Here is a 13,027-nt window from a genome sequence, read left to right as displayed (position 1 = left end):
AAACCTCAACCGCAGCCCCCTTCACAGGAGCCACACACGGCGTGCGAAGATGCCGTTCCCGGCGTCCCCAGTGCCGGGTTAGAGGGGAAACATCAGTGAAGTCAAGGAAATTGAAAGGTACGCGCCGTCGCGCCACGATAATCGGGGCGGCCGCCGTCTCGGTCGTCGCCGGCGCTGCGCTGCTGCCCAACTGGATGGCCGGCGCGGCGGTCGTCGACGATCCCAAGGTGGACGCCAAGACTAAGGCGACCTTCCAGCGGCTGGCGGACGCGGTCTTCACCGACCGTACGGACGCCCTGGTCACCGGCAAGCAGGGCAACAGTGCCAAGCCGCTGACCAAGACCTTCTCCGGGGGCGTCCGGATGTCCTCCGGGCAGGCCCACAAGCAGGACTCGGCCCTGTCCACGCTGGACCAGCGCAAGGACCTGCTCGCCAAGCTCGGAGAGAAGTACAGCAAGGGCAGCACCACCGTCACGCTGGACGCCACGAACGTGAAGGGCCGCACGGCCAAGGCCGCGGTCACCGAGACCACGACCCTGACCTACGCCAAGGTCCGCGGCAACGAGCCGAAGACCACCGGCTTCCAGGCCCACCACGAGCTGACGTTCACCGCGGACAGCCACGGCAACTGGCAGCTGACCGGCATCAAGGAGACCGACACCGGTTACCTCGCCGTCAACCAGGTGGCCAACCCGGCCGCCAACCCTGCGGTCAAGGCCTCGCCCTCCCCGACGGGCAAGGCGACGGCCAAGGCTTCGGCCTCCCCGACGGTGAAGGCCTCGGCCTCCCCGACGGTCAAGGCTTCGGCGTCCCCGACGGTGAAGGCCTCGGCCTCCCCGACGACCGCCGACACCACCACGCCGGACGCCCCGCGCGCGGCCACCACCCGGCCGGCGCCCGCCAACCCCAAGAGCTTCACCGGAACCACGTACGACTACAAGGCCATGGCCGCGTACGCGGAGAAGTACTGGAGCACCTACAACACCGACTACCCGGACTACAACGGTCACGGGGACGGCGGTGACTGCACCAACTTCGTCAGCCAGTCGCTGAAGGCGGGCGGCTGGAAGCACGTCCCCGGCTACGTGTACGACTACACCAAGTGGTTCGGCAACGCCGACATCCAGTCGGACTCGTTCGTCGGTGTCAACGAGTTCTCGTGGTTCGCGCAGAACTCGAAGCGGGTCACCCCCCTCGCGAACGTCTACCAGGCGGACATCGGTGATGTCATCCAGATGGACTTCGACAAGGACGGGTCCAAGGACCACTCGATGATCGTCACCTACCGCAGCCCCGACGGCGTGCCGTACGTGACGTACCACTCCACCAACACCTTCCGCCGGTCGGTGGCGAGCCTCGTCGCGTCGTACCCCAACGCCGCGTTCTACGCCTACCGCACCTGAGAAGACCGCGCCTGCCGCGCCTGCCGCGCCCGCCGCGCCCGCCCGGTCCGCACGGACCGTCCGGGACGGCGGGCGTTCGCGTGGGACCGGCCCGGGCCGCTCAGTGGCCCGCGCCGCGCTCCTCGCGGATCCGCGAGACGACCTGGGCCGCCGACCGCCGCACCGCCTCCGTCTCGGTCAGGAAGTGCCAGTAGTCGGGGTGACGCCCCTCCAGGGTGCCGATCGCCCGCTCCAGCCGGGCCACCGCCTCGTCCAGCGGCCGCGCGTCCCGCGGATCCGGCGTCGTACGCCCCGACATGGCCAGCCGCTGGGCGTCCCGCAGGGCGAACCGGGTGCGCTCGATCTCCTGCTTCGGGTCCTTCTGCACGGCGTTCAGCCGGGTCAGCCGGTCACCCGCGGCCGACACCGCCTCGTCGGTGGTGTTCAGCAGCGCCCGCGCCGTGGACAGCAGCGCCGTGGCCTCGGGCCAGCGCTGCGCCTCCCGCGCGGCCTGCGCCTCCGTCAGCTTCGCCTCGGCCTGCCGTACGTTCTGCGCGGCCTGTTCCGGCACTCCCTGGAGGTCCTGCCAGCAGGCGGCCGTGAACCGCCGCCGCAGCTCGCTGAGGACCGGGTCGACCTGCTCGGCACGGGTGGTCAGGGCCTGGGCCCGGGTACGCAGCGACACCAGCCGGTGGTCGATCTCGGCGGCCTTCTCCGGCAGCCGCCCGGCCTCCGCGCGGATCGCCTCGGCCTCCCGGCAGACCCGCTCGGCCCGCTCCAGGGTCCCCGCGACCCCGTGCTGTCCCGCCCCCTGGTTCAGCCGGGTCAGCTCCGGCCCGAGCGCGGCCAGCCGGGCGGCCAGGTCGTCCGCCCGCAGCCCGGCCGCGCGGGCGCCGTCGAGGGCGTTCGAGGCGGCCAGCAGGGCCTGGCGGGCCCGCTCGACGGCGGGCGCGAGCCGGGCCAGCTGGGTCTCGGCCTTGCCGAGCAGCGGGCCGAGCCCGTCCGTGAACCGGTCCAGCTCCCGCTTGACCCGGTCCAGTTCGTCCTTGGCCCGGGTGAGTTCGGTACGGGCGCGGACGGCTGCCGACGCCTCCAGGTCGTCCCGGTCGAGGTCGTGCGCGTCGACGGTGTTGATGTACTGCTGACTGACCTCGTCGATCCGCCTGCCGAGCGCCTCGAAGTCGGCGACGGCGCGCCGGGCCGCGGGGCTGCCGTCGACGGCCGTGATCGTCTCGATGGAGATGCGCAGATCGCGCTGGGCGGTGTCCAGTTCGTAGAACGCGGACGCGGCGGCGTCCTTCGCGGCCTGCGCCTCGGCGCGCTGGCTCTCCGCCCGCCCGCCGAACCAGCGCCGGGTGCCGCCCCCGGCGAACGCGGCGGGCAGCGCCAGGGCGACGACGAGCGGCAGGCCCATCAGCGTCAGGGTGTCCCGCACGCCCCGCAGTGCGCGGCGCGCGGGACGGGGTGCCCCCGGCACCGACGGCGAGTACGGCTGTCCTGGTGTCGCCGTCACATCCCTCTCCCGTGCTGTGGTCCGCCCTGCCCGGTGTCATTCTCCCACCGGTGGAGGACGAACACACCGGCCGGTCGGTTCACGGTACGGGCCGCGACTTTCCTCCCGGCCGGCGCGTGCCGGTCCGCCACCGGGCGACGGCGGCCCCCGGACCCGCAGGTTCCCGCGATATGCGTTTGCCGGACAGCGCCCCCGGCAATGTAGGCTGTCGACTCGTCCTGGGTGCGTAGCTCAGGGGTAGAGCGCCTGCCTTACAAGCAGGATGTCGGCGGTTCGAAACCGTCCGCGCCCACCGGGACCGGCCGAAGTGCCGGTGCGAGAGGCCCCCGCGGAGTCCGCAGGGGCCTCTCGTGTGTTCCGGCGCCCGCGTGTCCCGTCGGCTTCGCGGGGGCCGGCGCCGTAGCGTGTTCCGGTGGCGGGGACCGTCAGGGGGCGGTGTCGTCCGCGGGCGTGGTCCCGTGGGCGTGCTTGAGCCGGGTGCGTGCCTCCATCCGGTCCCCGGCCGCGATCTCGGCCCAGAACCGGTGACAGGTGACGAACACCGCGAGCTCGTGCTCCCGCTGCCGCAGCTTCTCCACCTCGGCCTGTTCGTCCGCCGTCCAGCCCGGGGAAGCGGGGCGCTCCACCTTGCGCCAGCCGTTGTGGTCGCTGAAGCCGTCCAGCGGCTCGACCGACCAGGGGAGCCGCTTCAGCAGGGCCGACAGCTCGGCCCGGACCTGATGCAGCTCCTCCTGGCCGGCGCGGAGGTCACTGGGGAAGTCATAGGTCGTAGCCACGCGGCAATGCTACGCCTGTTCGATTTTGCGGTGCGAGTTCCTTCCGGGGGTTCATACGAACGAGTGTGCCGAACACGTGTTCGGTTAAGTGGGGGGTGCGCCACCGAGGCCCCGCGGAACCCGCCGCGGGGCCTCGGTGGCTTCCGCGGTCAGTGCCCGGCGTCCGCCAGCTGCCCCACCAGCCGGGTCGCCACGGGTGCGGAAATGCCGTGCCGTCCGGCCGCCCGCAGCAACGCCCCGCCGATCGCGTCCAGTTCGAGCGGACGGCCCGCTTCGGCGTCGCGCTGCATCGACGATCTGGTCCGCGCCGGGAAGGCGTCGTAGCGGGCCAGTGCCGCGGCCGGGTCGGACGGGCCGCCGCAGGCCCGGCTCACCGCGGCCGTCTCCGCCACCAGGGCCGCCAGCTCCTCGCGGTGCCCGGTACGGATGTCGCCCAGGGGAAGCCCGTACCGGGTGGTGAGCAGGGCGAGGGGGGCGAGGAACGACATCTTCGCCCACAGCGCGGCCGCCTCGTCGGGCAGTACGCGGGTGACCGGTCCGGCGGCCGCGAAGGCCTCGGCGAGCCGGTCCAGGCGGGCCCGCGGGACCGGGTCGCCGGTCAGGTCGACCTCGGCGAACGGGCTGTCGTGTTCGATCACCCCGGGCGCGACCCGGGTCGACTCGACGCGGATGACGGCGGGCGCCACCCGGTCGGGGCGGTGGTGCGCGCGCAGGGCCGCCGGGTGCTCCACGCCGTTCAGGAACGGTACGAGGAGGGCGTCGCCGAGGGCCGGGGGCGCGATCCGGGTCAGGGCCGCGTCGAGCGCGGTGTGCTTGACGGCGATCAGGCAGGCGTCGACCGGCTCGTGCAGCTCCGCGGCCGCTTCGACCCGGGCCGTGAAGTCGCCGTACAGCCCGCTGCGGACGCGGATCCCGTCGGTACGCAGGGTACGGGCCGTCTCGTCGCCCGCCAGACAGATCACCCGGTGCCCGGCGCGGGCCAGCAGCGCGGCCAGCAGGCCGCCCACGCCGCCCGGGCCCAGGACGGCCACGGTGAGTTCGTCGTTCGCCATGATGGATGGCTCCTCTCGTCGGTCGGCCCCGTCACGGTGGCCGCCTCGCCGAGGATCATCGCAGCGGTCGTCGCGGCGACTTGCTGCGGGGCCCGCGAGCGGGGGGCCACACTGGAGTCATGTGCCGCAGCATCAAGACGCTCCGTCCGCCCGCGCTGCCCGAGGAGGCCACGGAGGAGGAGATCCGTGCCGCCGCCCTCCAGTACGTGCGCAAGGTCTCCGGGTTCCGCGCGCCCGCCGCCCACAACCAGGAGGTGTTCGACCGCGCAGTGGAGGCCGTCGCCCGGGCCACCGCGGAACTCCTCGACGACCTGGAGGTCCGCGGCCGGACGGCCCGGCAGGCGGGCTGAGCACCGCGGAACCGGGGCGGGTCCCGGCGGCTGGGCCGGGTGTGGGGTGGCCGGGCGGACCGGGTGCGGGGCGGCCGGACGGACCGGGGCGCGCTGTTGGGCCCGTGCGTGCGCTGGGCGCATCCGTGTGTGCCGGGCGCGTGCGTGCGCCGGACGCGTGTGGGTGCCGGACGCGTGCGTGCGCTGGACCCGGGTGTGTCCCGCGCGGGTGCTCGGGGCGTGTGTGTGCCCGAGTCGGCCCGCGCGTGCGCCGGGCGCGTGTGGGTGCCGGACCCGTGCCTGCGCCGGACCCGGGTGTGTCCCGCGCGGGTGCTCGGGGCGTGTGCGTGCCCGAGTCGGCCCGCGCGTGCGTCGGGCGCGTGCGGGTGCCGGGCGCGTGCGTGCGCCCGGCCCGTGTGCGTGTCGGACGCGCGATCGGGACGGGCGCGAGAACGCGTCGGATCCGGCGCGGGATCCGGGTGCCCGGGCCCTACGACGCCGGCTGGCGGCGCATCAGGAGCGCGGCTCCGGAGCCGGCCCCGAACAGCGCCAGCACCGACACGCCCGTGGCCAGCCAGGTGGCGCCCAGCCACTGGGCGCCGAAGTAGCCGAGCGCGACGCTGTAGACGGCCCAGGAGATACCGGCCAGCGCGGACCACGGCAGGAAGTCGCGGACGCGACGGCGGGCGGCACCCGCCCCCAGCGAGACGACCGAGCGGCCGGCCGGGGCGAAGCGGGCCAGCACGACCAGGGCGCCGCCGCCCCGGGCGAGGGCCGCGCCGAGCCGCTCCTGCGCCACGCGCAGCCGGCGCGAGCGGGCGATCGCCCGGTCCAGGCGTTCACCGCCGCGCCAGGCCAGCCGGTAGGCCGCCATGTCGCCGAGGACCGAGGCGGTCGCGGCGGAGAGCGTCAGGAACAGGATGTCGGGGACCCGGGCGGGCACCTCCCCGGCGACCGCGGCGCCCGAGCCCGCGGCAGCCGCCGTGGCGGCCGTGATCACCAGGACGCCGCTCGGCAGTACCGGCACGAACACATCGAAGAGGACCGATACGGCCACCATGGCGTATATCCATGGGCTGCCCGTCAGCGCCCCCACAACCTCCAGCACCGCAAACTCCCTGCTATTCCCCCGTGGCCCTACCGCGCCGCGATGTCGCGGGGGTGCGGCAGGGGCGGCCATGACAGCCATACAGCGTACGCCGGAATTGTGGCAGGAGTTCCAGGTGGGGCGGGTGGATTTTCGATAAGGGCATGCACGGCACGCAATGCCTGTAACCGGCAAAGGGGACGTACGCCCCCGATTCCAGGAACCGGGCACCGCGCCGCCCGTCGGATGGGCGACGGGCGCCTGGACACCCGTATCCAGGTCCGGGGCGGCGGCGAACTCGTGGATCCGGCGGGCACCTTCAACGAGATCGCCGCCGAACCGGGGCGGACCGTCGGCGAGTTGCGGGTGGCGGAGGCCCGCGCCCTTCTCCGGTGTCCCGAGCCGCACGGGACACCGGAGAAGGGCGGGAGGCAGCCCGCTCAGCAGCCGTTGAGCACCGAGGTCAGCTTGGTCTTCTCGGCGGAGTCGATCTTGAGGTTGTAGTAGTACTTCACCTGCACCCAGGCGCGGGCGTACGTGCAGGCGTACGAGCTGAGCGGGGGCATCCACTCGGCCGGGTCCTTGTCGCCCTTGGACTGGTTGACGTTGTCCGTGACGGCGAGCAGCTGCGGGCGCGTCACGTCGTTGGCGAAGGCCTGGCGCTGGGCCGTGGTCCAGGCGCTCGCGCCGGAGTCCCAGGCCTCGGCCAGCGGGACGAGGTGGTCGATGTCGACGTCGGAGGCGGCGGTCCAGGTGGCGCCGTCGTACACGGAGTACCAGCTGCCGCTGGTGGCGACGCAGGCGGAGTCGGTGGTGACGTTGGAGCCGTCGCGCTTGAGGATGTACTCACGGGTGTTGCAGGTCCCGCTGATGGTGATCCAGGTCGGGAACAGGTCCCGCGAGTAGCCGGTGCGGTTCTCGGTCGCCACGGTGAGCGAGGCGAGGTAGGTGCGGGCCGTGGCGGCGCTGACCGGGGTGGGGAGGGCGGCGGAGGCGGTCGGGGAGTTGAAAAGTCCGGCGGAGGCTATGAGCCCGGTGAGCGTGGCGAGTATGCTCAGCCGTCGACGCGCGTAGAACTTCGACATGCGAACTCCCTTGGGGGGCAGGGGTGTTGGTGTGCGAGCGACTGAATGCTCGCGGCGCCGCGTTGCGTGGAGGTGTGCGCCCGGTAAGAAGTTAATGACGTGAACATGACACAACAAGAGGGCGGCAGGGACTTTCGTCCCTGGGGGCCGGCCGGGGCATCGCGTACGATGGTGCGAGCAGAAGGGGAGTAGCTCTTCGCCGGACCGTCGACATACTGCTCAGCTCGTCTGAGCCGGCGCCCGGAGGCAGGCCTCGATCACGAGGTCGGCCAGCGAGACCTTCGGCAAGCAGTGCACGCCCGTACCCGTCGGTGCGGGTCCCGTGTGCTGCCGTGCCGAGGTGTCGTGAAGCAGAGCGCAGCACTCTCGGCGGGGCAGCCCGACCGATTGAGGAACCTTGATCAGCCTTACCGTGACGGCACTCGTCTTCGGCATCGTCTTCCTGGCCGAGCTGCCGGACAAGACCGCCCTCGCTGGCCTCGTCCTCGGCACCCGCTACCGCGCCTCGTACGTCTTCGCCGGTGTCGCCGCCGCGTTCACCCTGCACGTCGTGCTCGCCGTCGCGGCGGGCAGTGTGCTGACGCTGCTGCCCCAGCAGATCGTGCACGCGCTGACGGGTGTGCTCTTCCTGGGCGGCGCCGCGGTGCTGCTGATGAAGAAGGACGACGGCGAGGAGGAGATCCGCAAGCCGGAGAACCAGTCGTTCTGGAAGGTCGCCGGAGCCGGCTTCATGCTGATCCTGGCCGCCGAGTTCGGTGATCTCACCCAGATCATGACCGCGAACCTCGCGGCCCGTTACGACGACCCGCTCTCCGTCGGCCTCGGTGCGGTGCTCGCGCTCTGGGCGGTCGCCGGACTGGGCATCGTGGGCGGAAAGGCCCTGATGAAGCGGGTTCCGCTGGCGCTGATCACCAAGGTCGCCGCGCTGCTGATGGTGGCGCTCGGGGCGTGGAGCCTCTGGGAGGCGATCGCGGGCTGAGTCCCGACGCCCGGGCCCCGGGCCGGCCCCGGCTCAGGCCCCGGTCCGGGGGCCGGTCCAGGGCTCGGCCCGGCCCCGGCGCGGCTGAACATCGGGTGAACGCTGCGCGGGCCGGTGGCGCGAAGCCCGATTTGTTTTGTACCGTAGAGAAACAAAGTGGCCCCCGCTCGTTTTCCCTGACCGGCGAGCGGGGCCGCCTTGTCCCCCACGCTTGGAGTCTGCCGATGACGGCCACCGCCGCACCCACCGTTCTCACCGCCCGCGCCTTCCTGCTGGACATGGACGGCACCCTCGTCAACTCGGACGCCGTCGTGAACCGCGTCTGGCGCGCCTGGGCCGACCGGCACGGACTGGACGGCGACGAGGTCATGAGCGTCGTCCACGGGCGACAGGGGTACGCGTCGATGGCCCTGCTGCTGCCCGACCGGCCCATGGAGCAGAACCACGCGGAGAACGCCTGGATGCTCGCCGCCGAGACCGCCGACATGGACGGCGTCGTGCCGGTGCCCGGGGCGCCGGAGTTCCTCGCCGCCCTGAGCGGGGTGCCGCACGCGCTGGTGACGTCGGCGGACGTGGACCTGTCCACGGCACGGATGGCGGCGGCCGGGCTGGCACTGCCCGGCGTCCGGATCACCGCCGAGTCCGTCGGGGCGAGCAAGCCGGACCCCGAGGGCTTCCTGAAGGGCGCCGCCGAGCTCGGGATCGCCCCCGCCGACTGCGTGGTCTTCGAGGACTCGGGCGCCGGGATCGCCGCGGGACGCGCCGCGGGGATGCAGGTCGTGGGCGTCGGACCGAGGGCCGGGCTGCACGCGCCCGACGTGGTCGTACAGGACCTCACGCAGGTACGGGTGGAACCGACGGGCGACGGAACGGTGCGGCTGCACATCGGCTAGCGGACGGCCCGCGCCGCCCGCCGTGAGCCTCCGGCAGGCGCGACGCCGCGCCCCGTCCGCCGTGGCGCCTGTGGGCGCCGCGCCGGGCCATGAACCACCCCGCGGCACCGGGAGCGCCTGTCGCCGCGCGTACGGGCCCACAGGCGCCGGTCACGGGCCCGCGCGGGCGTCGCCATGTGCTCGCTCCCGTGCGGTCGCACCTGCGCGGACCTGACGCCGAGCACCCGCGAGCGCGACCCTGCGCGCCCGCGGGCGTCCGATCACGGCCGTGGGCGTCCGATCACGGCTGCGAGGTCTCCGCCTCCAGCATCGCCCGGGTCTCCGCGCCGTACACGCCCGGCGCGTCGGTGCGCACACCCCTGGCCCACTGGTAGGTGCGCAGGGCGTAGTCGACACGGTTGGTGAACCGGCCGTCGATTCTGCCGTTGTAGAGGCGCAGCTGCTCCAGCCGCTGCTGTAGTTCGGCCACCTCCGGGCCGCGGTCGCCGAGGCGCAGGACCGGGGCCGCGCTCTGACCGCCGCCCCCGGGCCCCGGGGAGGCCGTCGTGCCGGTGCTCGTCGCGGTCGCGGTCGGCTCGGCCGGGCGGGACGGCGAGGGGGAGGCGCTGGGCGCGGATTTCGACTCCGACTCCGACGGCGACGCCGAGGCGCTCTCGCTCGGCGACGACGACGCGGACGGCGAGGCGGACGTCGACGGCTGCGCGGAGTCCGCGGTCGCGTCGGCGGAGTCCGCGCCGGCCCCGTCGGCCGAGGCGTCCGGCGCGGCCACCTGCACGTCGGCCGAGGCCGCGGCCTCCTGCGTGGGCGTGTCGGAGGAGAACAGCCCGCCGGTGAGACCGGCCGCCGCCGCCACCGCCACGACCGCACCCGCCCCGAGTAGTACGGCGCGGCGACGGCGCCCGGCCCGCGGCCCGGGGGTGTCGTACCGGGTGTCGTACGTCACGTCGAACGCGGACGCTCCCGCCCGCGGCTCCCGCTGCGCCCCCTCGGCCCCCTCGAACAGGCTCAGATCGTCGGCGTCCGGCGCGCCCGGCGACGGTGCGAGGGGCGTGGGCAGCCCCCGGGCCGCCTTGACCCGGCGCAGGGTGGTGGTGACGTCCGCGCCGGCCGGCGGCACGGTCGCGGGCTTCCGCACCGAGTCGTCCGGTGCCGCCGCGGGTTGCCCGGCCTGCCCGGTCAGCTCGCTCGGTCCTGACCCTTCGGGGTGGGCGGAGTGCCGGCCGAGGTCGGCCAGGCCGTCCTCCGGTTCGACGTACGGCCGTATTCGCGTCGGCGGGTCGAAGCCCTCCGCCGCGGCAGCCTCCGTCGCTCGCGCGTCGTGCGGCGCGTCGCCCGGCTGCCTGGCGCACAGGCAGGACGGGGTGTTGTCCGCGGCCCGCGGCTCGCCGCACCACGGGCACCATCGCCCGCCTCCGTGCCCGCCCTGGTACGGGCCGGCCGCGCCGTCGGTCTCACGTTCGTCCACGTGTTCGCCCGGCTGCCGGGCGCACAGGCACGACGGGGTGTTGTCCGCGGCCCGCGGCTCGCCGCACCACGGGCACCATCGCCCGCCTCCGTGCCCACCCTGGTACGGGCCGGCCGCGCCCTCGGTCCCACGATCGTCCACGTGTTCGTTCCCTCCCCATGCGAACTCCAGAGATTATGCAGATCCTTCACACGGCCGCTGACCGGACGCCCCCCGGAATGCGAGATTCCGGAAGGGCTCAACAGGCCATAAACGGTCAGACCCACCACGATGGAAAGGTCACGATTGGCTCAGGAGGTCTCCATGGCCGTGGACGAGCACGCCAGGACGGGGGACGCGGCGCAGCAGCACGTGTCCGGCAACATCCTCGTATCGATCGGCGCCCTGCTGCTCGGCATGTTCCTCGCCGCCCTCGACCAGACCATCGTGTCGACGGCGCTGCCCACCATCGTCAGCGATCTGGGCGGCCTGGAACACCTGTCCTGGGTGGTCACGGCGTATCTGCTGGCCTCCACCGCCGCGACCCCGCTGTGGGGGAAACTGGGCGACCAGTACGGGCGCAAACGGCTGTTCCAGACCGCGATCGTGATCTTCCTGGTCGGCTCGGCGCTGTGCGGCATGGCGCAGAACATGCCGGAGCTGATCGGCTTCCGCGCGCTCCAGGGCCTGGGCGGCGGCGGGTTGATGGTGCTGTCGATGGCGATCGTGGGCGACATCGTCCCGCCCCGGGACCGCGGCCGCTACCAGGGCCTGTTCGGCGCGGTCTTCGGCGCGACCAGTGTGCTCGGCCCGCTGCTGGGCGGGCTGTTCACCGAGCATCTGAGCTGGCGCTGGGTCTTCTACGTCAACCTGCCGGTCGGCGTCGTCGCGCTCGCGGTGATCGCGACCGTCCTGCACATCCCGCGCAGGTCCACCCCGCACGTCATCGACTACCTCGGCACCTTCCTGATCGCCACCGTCGCCACCTGTCTGGTGCTGGTCGCCTCGCTCGGCGGCACGACCTGGGCGTGGGCCTCGCCGCAGATCATCGGCCTCCTGGTGGTGGGCGTGGTCCTGGCGGTGGCGTTCGTACTGGTCGAGCGGCGGGCGGCCGAACCGGTGCTCCCGCTCAAACTCTTCGGCATCCGCACCTTCACGCTCGCCGCCGTCATCAGCTTCATCGTCGGCTTCGCCATGTTCGGCGCGATGACCTACCTGCCGACCTTCCTCCAGGTCGTCCACCACATCTCCCCGACCGTCTCCGGCCTCTACATGCTGCCGATGGTGATCGGCATGCTGCTGTCCTCGACGCTCTCCGGGCAGATCGTCAGCCGCACCGGCCGCTGGAAGGTGTTCCCGGTCGCGGGCACCGGCGTCACCACCATCGGCCTGCTCCTGCTGCACCAGCTGGACGAGAACAGCTCCACCGCCGAGATGAGCGTCTACTTCTTCGTCTTCGGCCTGGGACTCGGCCTGGTCATGCAGGTCCTGGTCCTCATCGTGCAGAACGCCGTGCCCTACGAGGATCTCGGCGTCGCCACCTCCGGCGCCACCTTCTTCCGCTCCATCGGCGCCTCCTTCGGCGTCGCCATCTTCGGTTCGATCTTCGCCGGCCGGCTGGCCGACAAACTGGCCGACGCGTTCCGCGGCGCGCATCTGCCGCCCGGCCTCTCGGCGAACTCGTTGCAGGCCGATCCGCGCGGCATAGCCGCCCTGCCGGCCCCGCTGCGCCCGGCCGCCCTGCACGCCTTCGCGTCCTCCATCACCGACGTCTTCCTCTACGCGGCTCCCGTCGCGCTCCTCGGCTTCGTCCTGGCCTGGTTCCTGAAGGAGGACCCGCTGCGCGGCTCGGTCACGGCGCCCGACCTCTCGGAGACCCTCGCCGCCAACCCCGTCGAGCGTTCGTCGTACGACGAGGTGTGCCGGGCGCTGTCCACGCTCGGCACGCGCGAGGGACGGCACGAGATCTACCGGAAGATCACCGAGCGGGCGGGCTACGACCTGCTGCCCGCCGCGAGCTGGCTGCTGCTGCGGATGAAGAAATACGGCTCGGTCGAGCCGGGCGTGCTCGCCGAGCGCACCTCGATCCCGATGACGGTCGTCATCGACGCCGCCCGGCAGACGGAGGAGCGCCGTCTGGCCGTACGCGAGGGCCTCGACCTCAGCCTGACCGCGCAGGGGCGCGAGGTCGCCGACCGGCTGGCGAAGGCCCGCGAGGAGTCGCTGGCCGAGCTGCTCGGCGACTGGTGGGGGCCCGACCGGCCCACCGACCTGATCCAGCTGGTCAAGGAGCTCAACGACGAACTGTGCGGCTCGGACCAGGAACAGCCGCACACCGGGGCGTCCCCCCGCGTCAAGTAAGCCCCGGCCCCTTCCGGTGCCCCGGGCCCTTCCGGTGCCCCGGGCCCTTCCGGTGCGCCCCGGCCGCTTCCGGCGCGCCCCCGGCGCCCGCGGGGCGTCCTCCGGCGTCAGCTGAGCCCCCGGCCC

Annotated in this window: 11 protein-coding genes and 1 tRNA gene; 6 read left to right on the top strand and 6 right to left on the bottom strand. The window is 73.2% G+C overall.

The window, feature by feature from the left end; translation table 11 throughout:
* The first annotated feature begins 95 nt into the window (after positions 1 to 95).
* A complete protein-coding gene (locus tag FNH09_RS08645; protein ID WP_162468278.1) occupies positions 96 to 1,403 on the top strand; it encodes an amidase domain-containing protein in 1,308 nt (435 codons plus the stop codon).
* Positions 1,404 to 1,503: 100 nt separating this feature from the next.
* Here FNH09_RS08645 and FNH09_RS08640 read toward each other — a convergent pair whose 3' ends face one another.
* Positions 1,504 to 2,895 carry a coiled-coil domain-containing protein gene (locus FNH09_RS08640; RefSeq protein ID WP_162468277.1) on the bottom strand — a complete coding sequence of 464 codons (1,392 nt, stop codon included), beginning with the start codon at positions 2,893 to 2,895 and terminating at the stop codon, positions 1,504 to 1,506.
* A gap of 220 nt (positions 2,896 to 3,115) precedes the next feature.
* On the opposite strand from FNH09_RS08640, the gene FNH09_RS08635 reads away from it, so the two are divergent.
* A tRNA-Val gene (locus FNH09_RS08635) sits at positions 3,116 to 3,187 on the top strand.
* Between the two features lie 133 nt (positions 3,188 to 3,320).
* Here the strand turns inward: FNH09_RS08635 and FNH09_RS08630 are convergent.
* Positions 3,321 to 3,671 (bottom strand): hypothetical protein, encoded by a 351-nt coding sequence (locus FNH09_RS08630; RefSeq protein ID WP_162468276.1) that lies wholly within the window; start codon positions 3,669 to 3,671, stop codon positions 3,321 to 3,323.
* Positions 3,672 to 3,820: 149 nt separating this feature from the next.
* Positions 3,821 to 4,723 (bottom strand): ketopantoate reductase family protein, encoded by a 903-nt coding sequence (locus FNH09_RS08625; protein ID WP_152886167.1) that lies wholly within the window; start codon positions 4,721 to 4,723, stop codon positions 3,821 to 3,823.
* A gap of 119 nt (positions 4,724 to 4,842) precedes the next feature.
* On the opposite strand from FNH09_RS08625, the gene FNH09_RS08620 reads away from it, so the two are divergent.
* The gene (locus tag FNH09_RS08620; protein ID WP_152886166.1) at positions 4,843 to 5,073 is read left to right on the top strand and encodes a DUF2277 domain-containing protein; all 231 of its coding nucleotides are present in this window, start codon (positions 4,843 to 4,845) and stop codon (positions 5,071 to 5,073) included.
* 469 nt (positions 5,074 to 5,542) lie between these two features.
* Here the strand turns inward: FNH09_RS08620 and FNH09_RS08615 are convergent, their stop codons facing one another.
* Both FNH09_RS08615 and FNH09_RS08605 read right to left on the bottom strand, forming a co-directional pair.
* A complete protein-coding gene (locus FNH09_RS08615) occupies positions 5,543 to 6,160 on the bottom strand; it encodes a VTT domain-containing protein (RefSeq protein WP_162468275.1) in 618 nt (205 codons plus the stop codon).
* Positions 6,161 to 6,579: 419 nt separating this feature from the next.
* On the bottom strand, positions 6,580 to 7,224 hold the full coding sequence (locus FNH09_RS08605) for an HNH endonuclease family protein (RefSeq protein WP_152886164.1): 645 nt from the start codon (positions 7,222 to 7,224) through the stop codon (positions 6,580 to 6,582).
* A 397-nt stretch (positions 7,225 to 7,621) separates the two neighbouring features.
* Here FNH09_RS08605 and FNH09_RS08600 point away from each other — a divergent pair, with 397 nt between their 5' ends.
* The gene (locus FNH09_RS08600; RefSeq protein ID WP_152886163.1) at positions 7,622 to 8,203 is read left to right on the top strand and encodes a TMEM165/GDT1 family protein; all 582 of its coding nucleotides are present in this window, start codon (positions 7,622 to 7,624) and stop codon (positions 8,201 to 8,203) included.
* A gap of 224 nt (positions 8,204 to 8,427) precedes the next feature.
* Complete coding sequence (locus FNH09_RS08595) at positions 8,428 to 9,096, top strand: HAD-IA family hydrolase (protein ID WP_152886162.1); 669 nt, start codon at positions 8,428 to 8,430, stop codon at positions 9,094 to 9,096.
* 280 nt (positions 9,097 to 9,376) lie between these two features.
* Here the strand turns inward: FNH09_RS08595 and FNH09_RS08590 are convergent, their stop codons facing one another.
* On the bottom strand, positions 9,377 to 10,702 hold the full coding sequence (locus FNH09_RS08590) for a peptidoglycan-binding domain-containing protein (protein ID WP_338017513.1): 1,326 nt from the start codon (positions 10,700 to 10,702) through the stop codon (positions 9,377 to 9,379).
* 162 nt (positions 10,703 to 10,864) lie between these two features.
* Here FNH09_RS08590 and FNH09_RS08585 point away from each other — a divergent pair, with 162 nt between their 5' ends.
* A complete protein-coding gene (locus tag FNH09_RS08585) occupies positions 10,865 to 12,901 on the top strand; it encodes an MDR family MFS transporter (RefSeq protein WP_152886161.1) in 2,037 nt (678 codons plus the stop codon).
* Positions 12,902 to 13,027: the final 126 nt, after the last annotated feature.

The organism is Streptomyces adustus (genome assembly GCF_009377175.1).
In the GTDB taxonomy this organism is placed as follows: Bacteria; Actinomycetota; Actinomycetes; order Streptomycetales; family Streptomycetaceae; genus Streptomyces; species Streptomyces adustus.
Note: the sequence above shows the minus strand (reverse complement) of the source record. Positions and strands in the feature narration are given on the sequence as shown.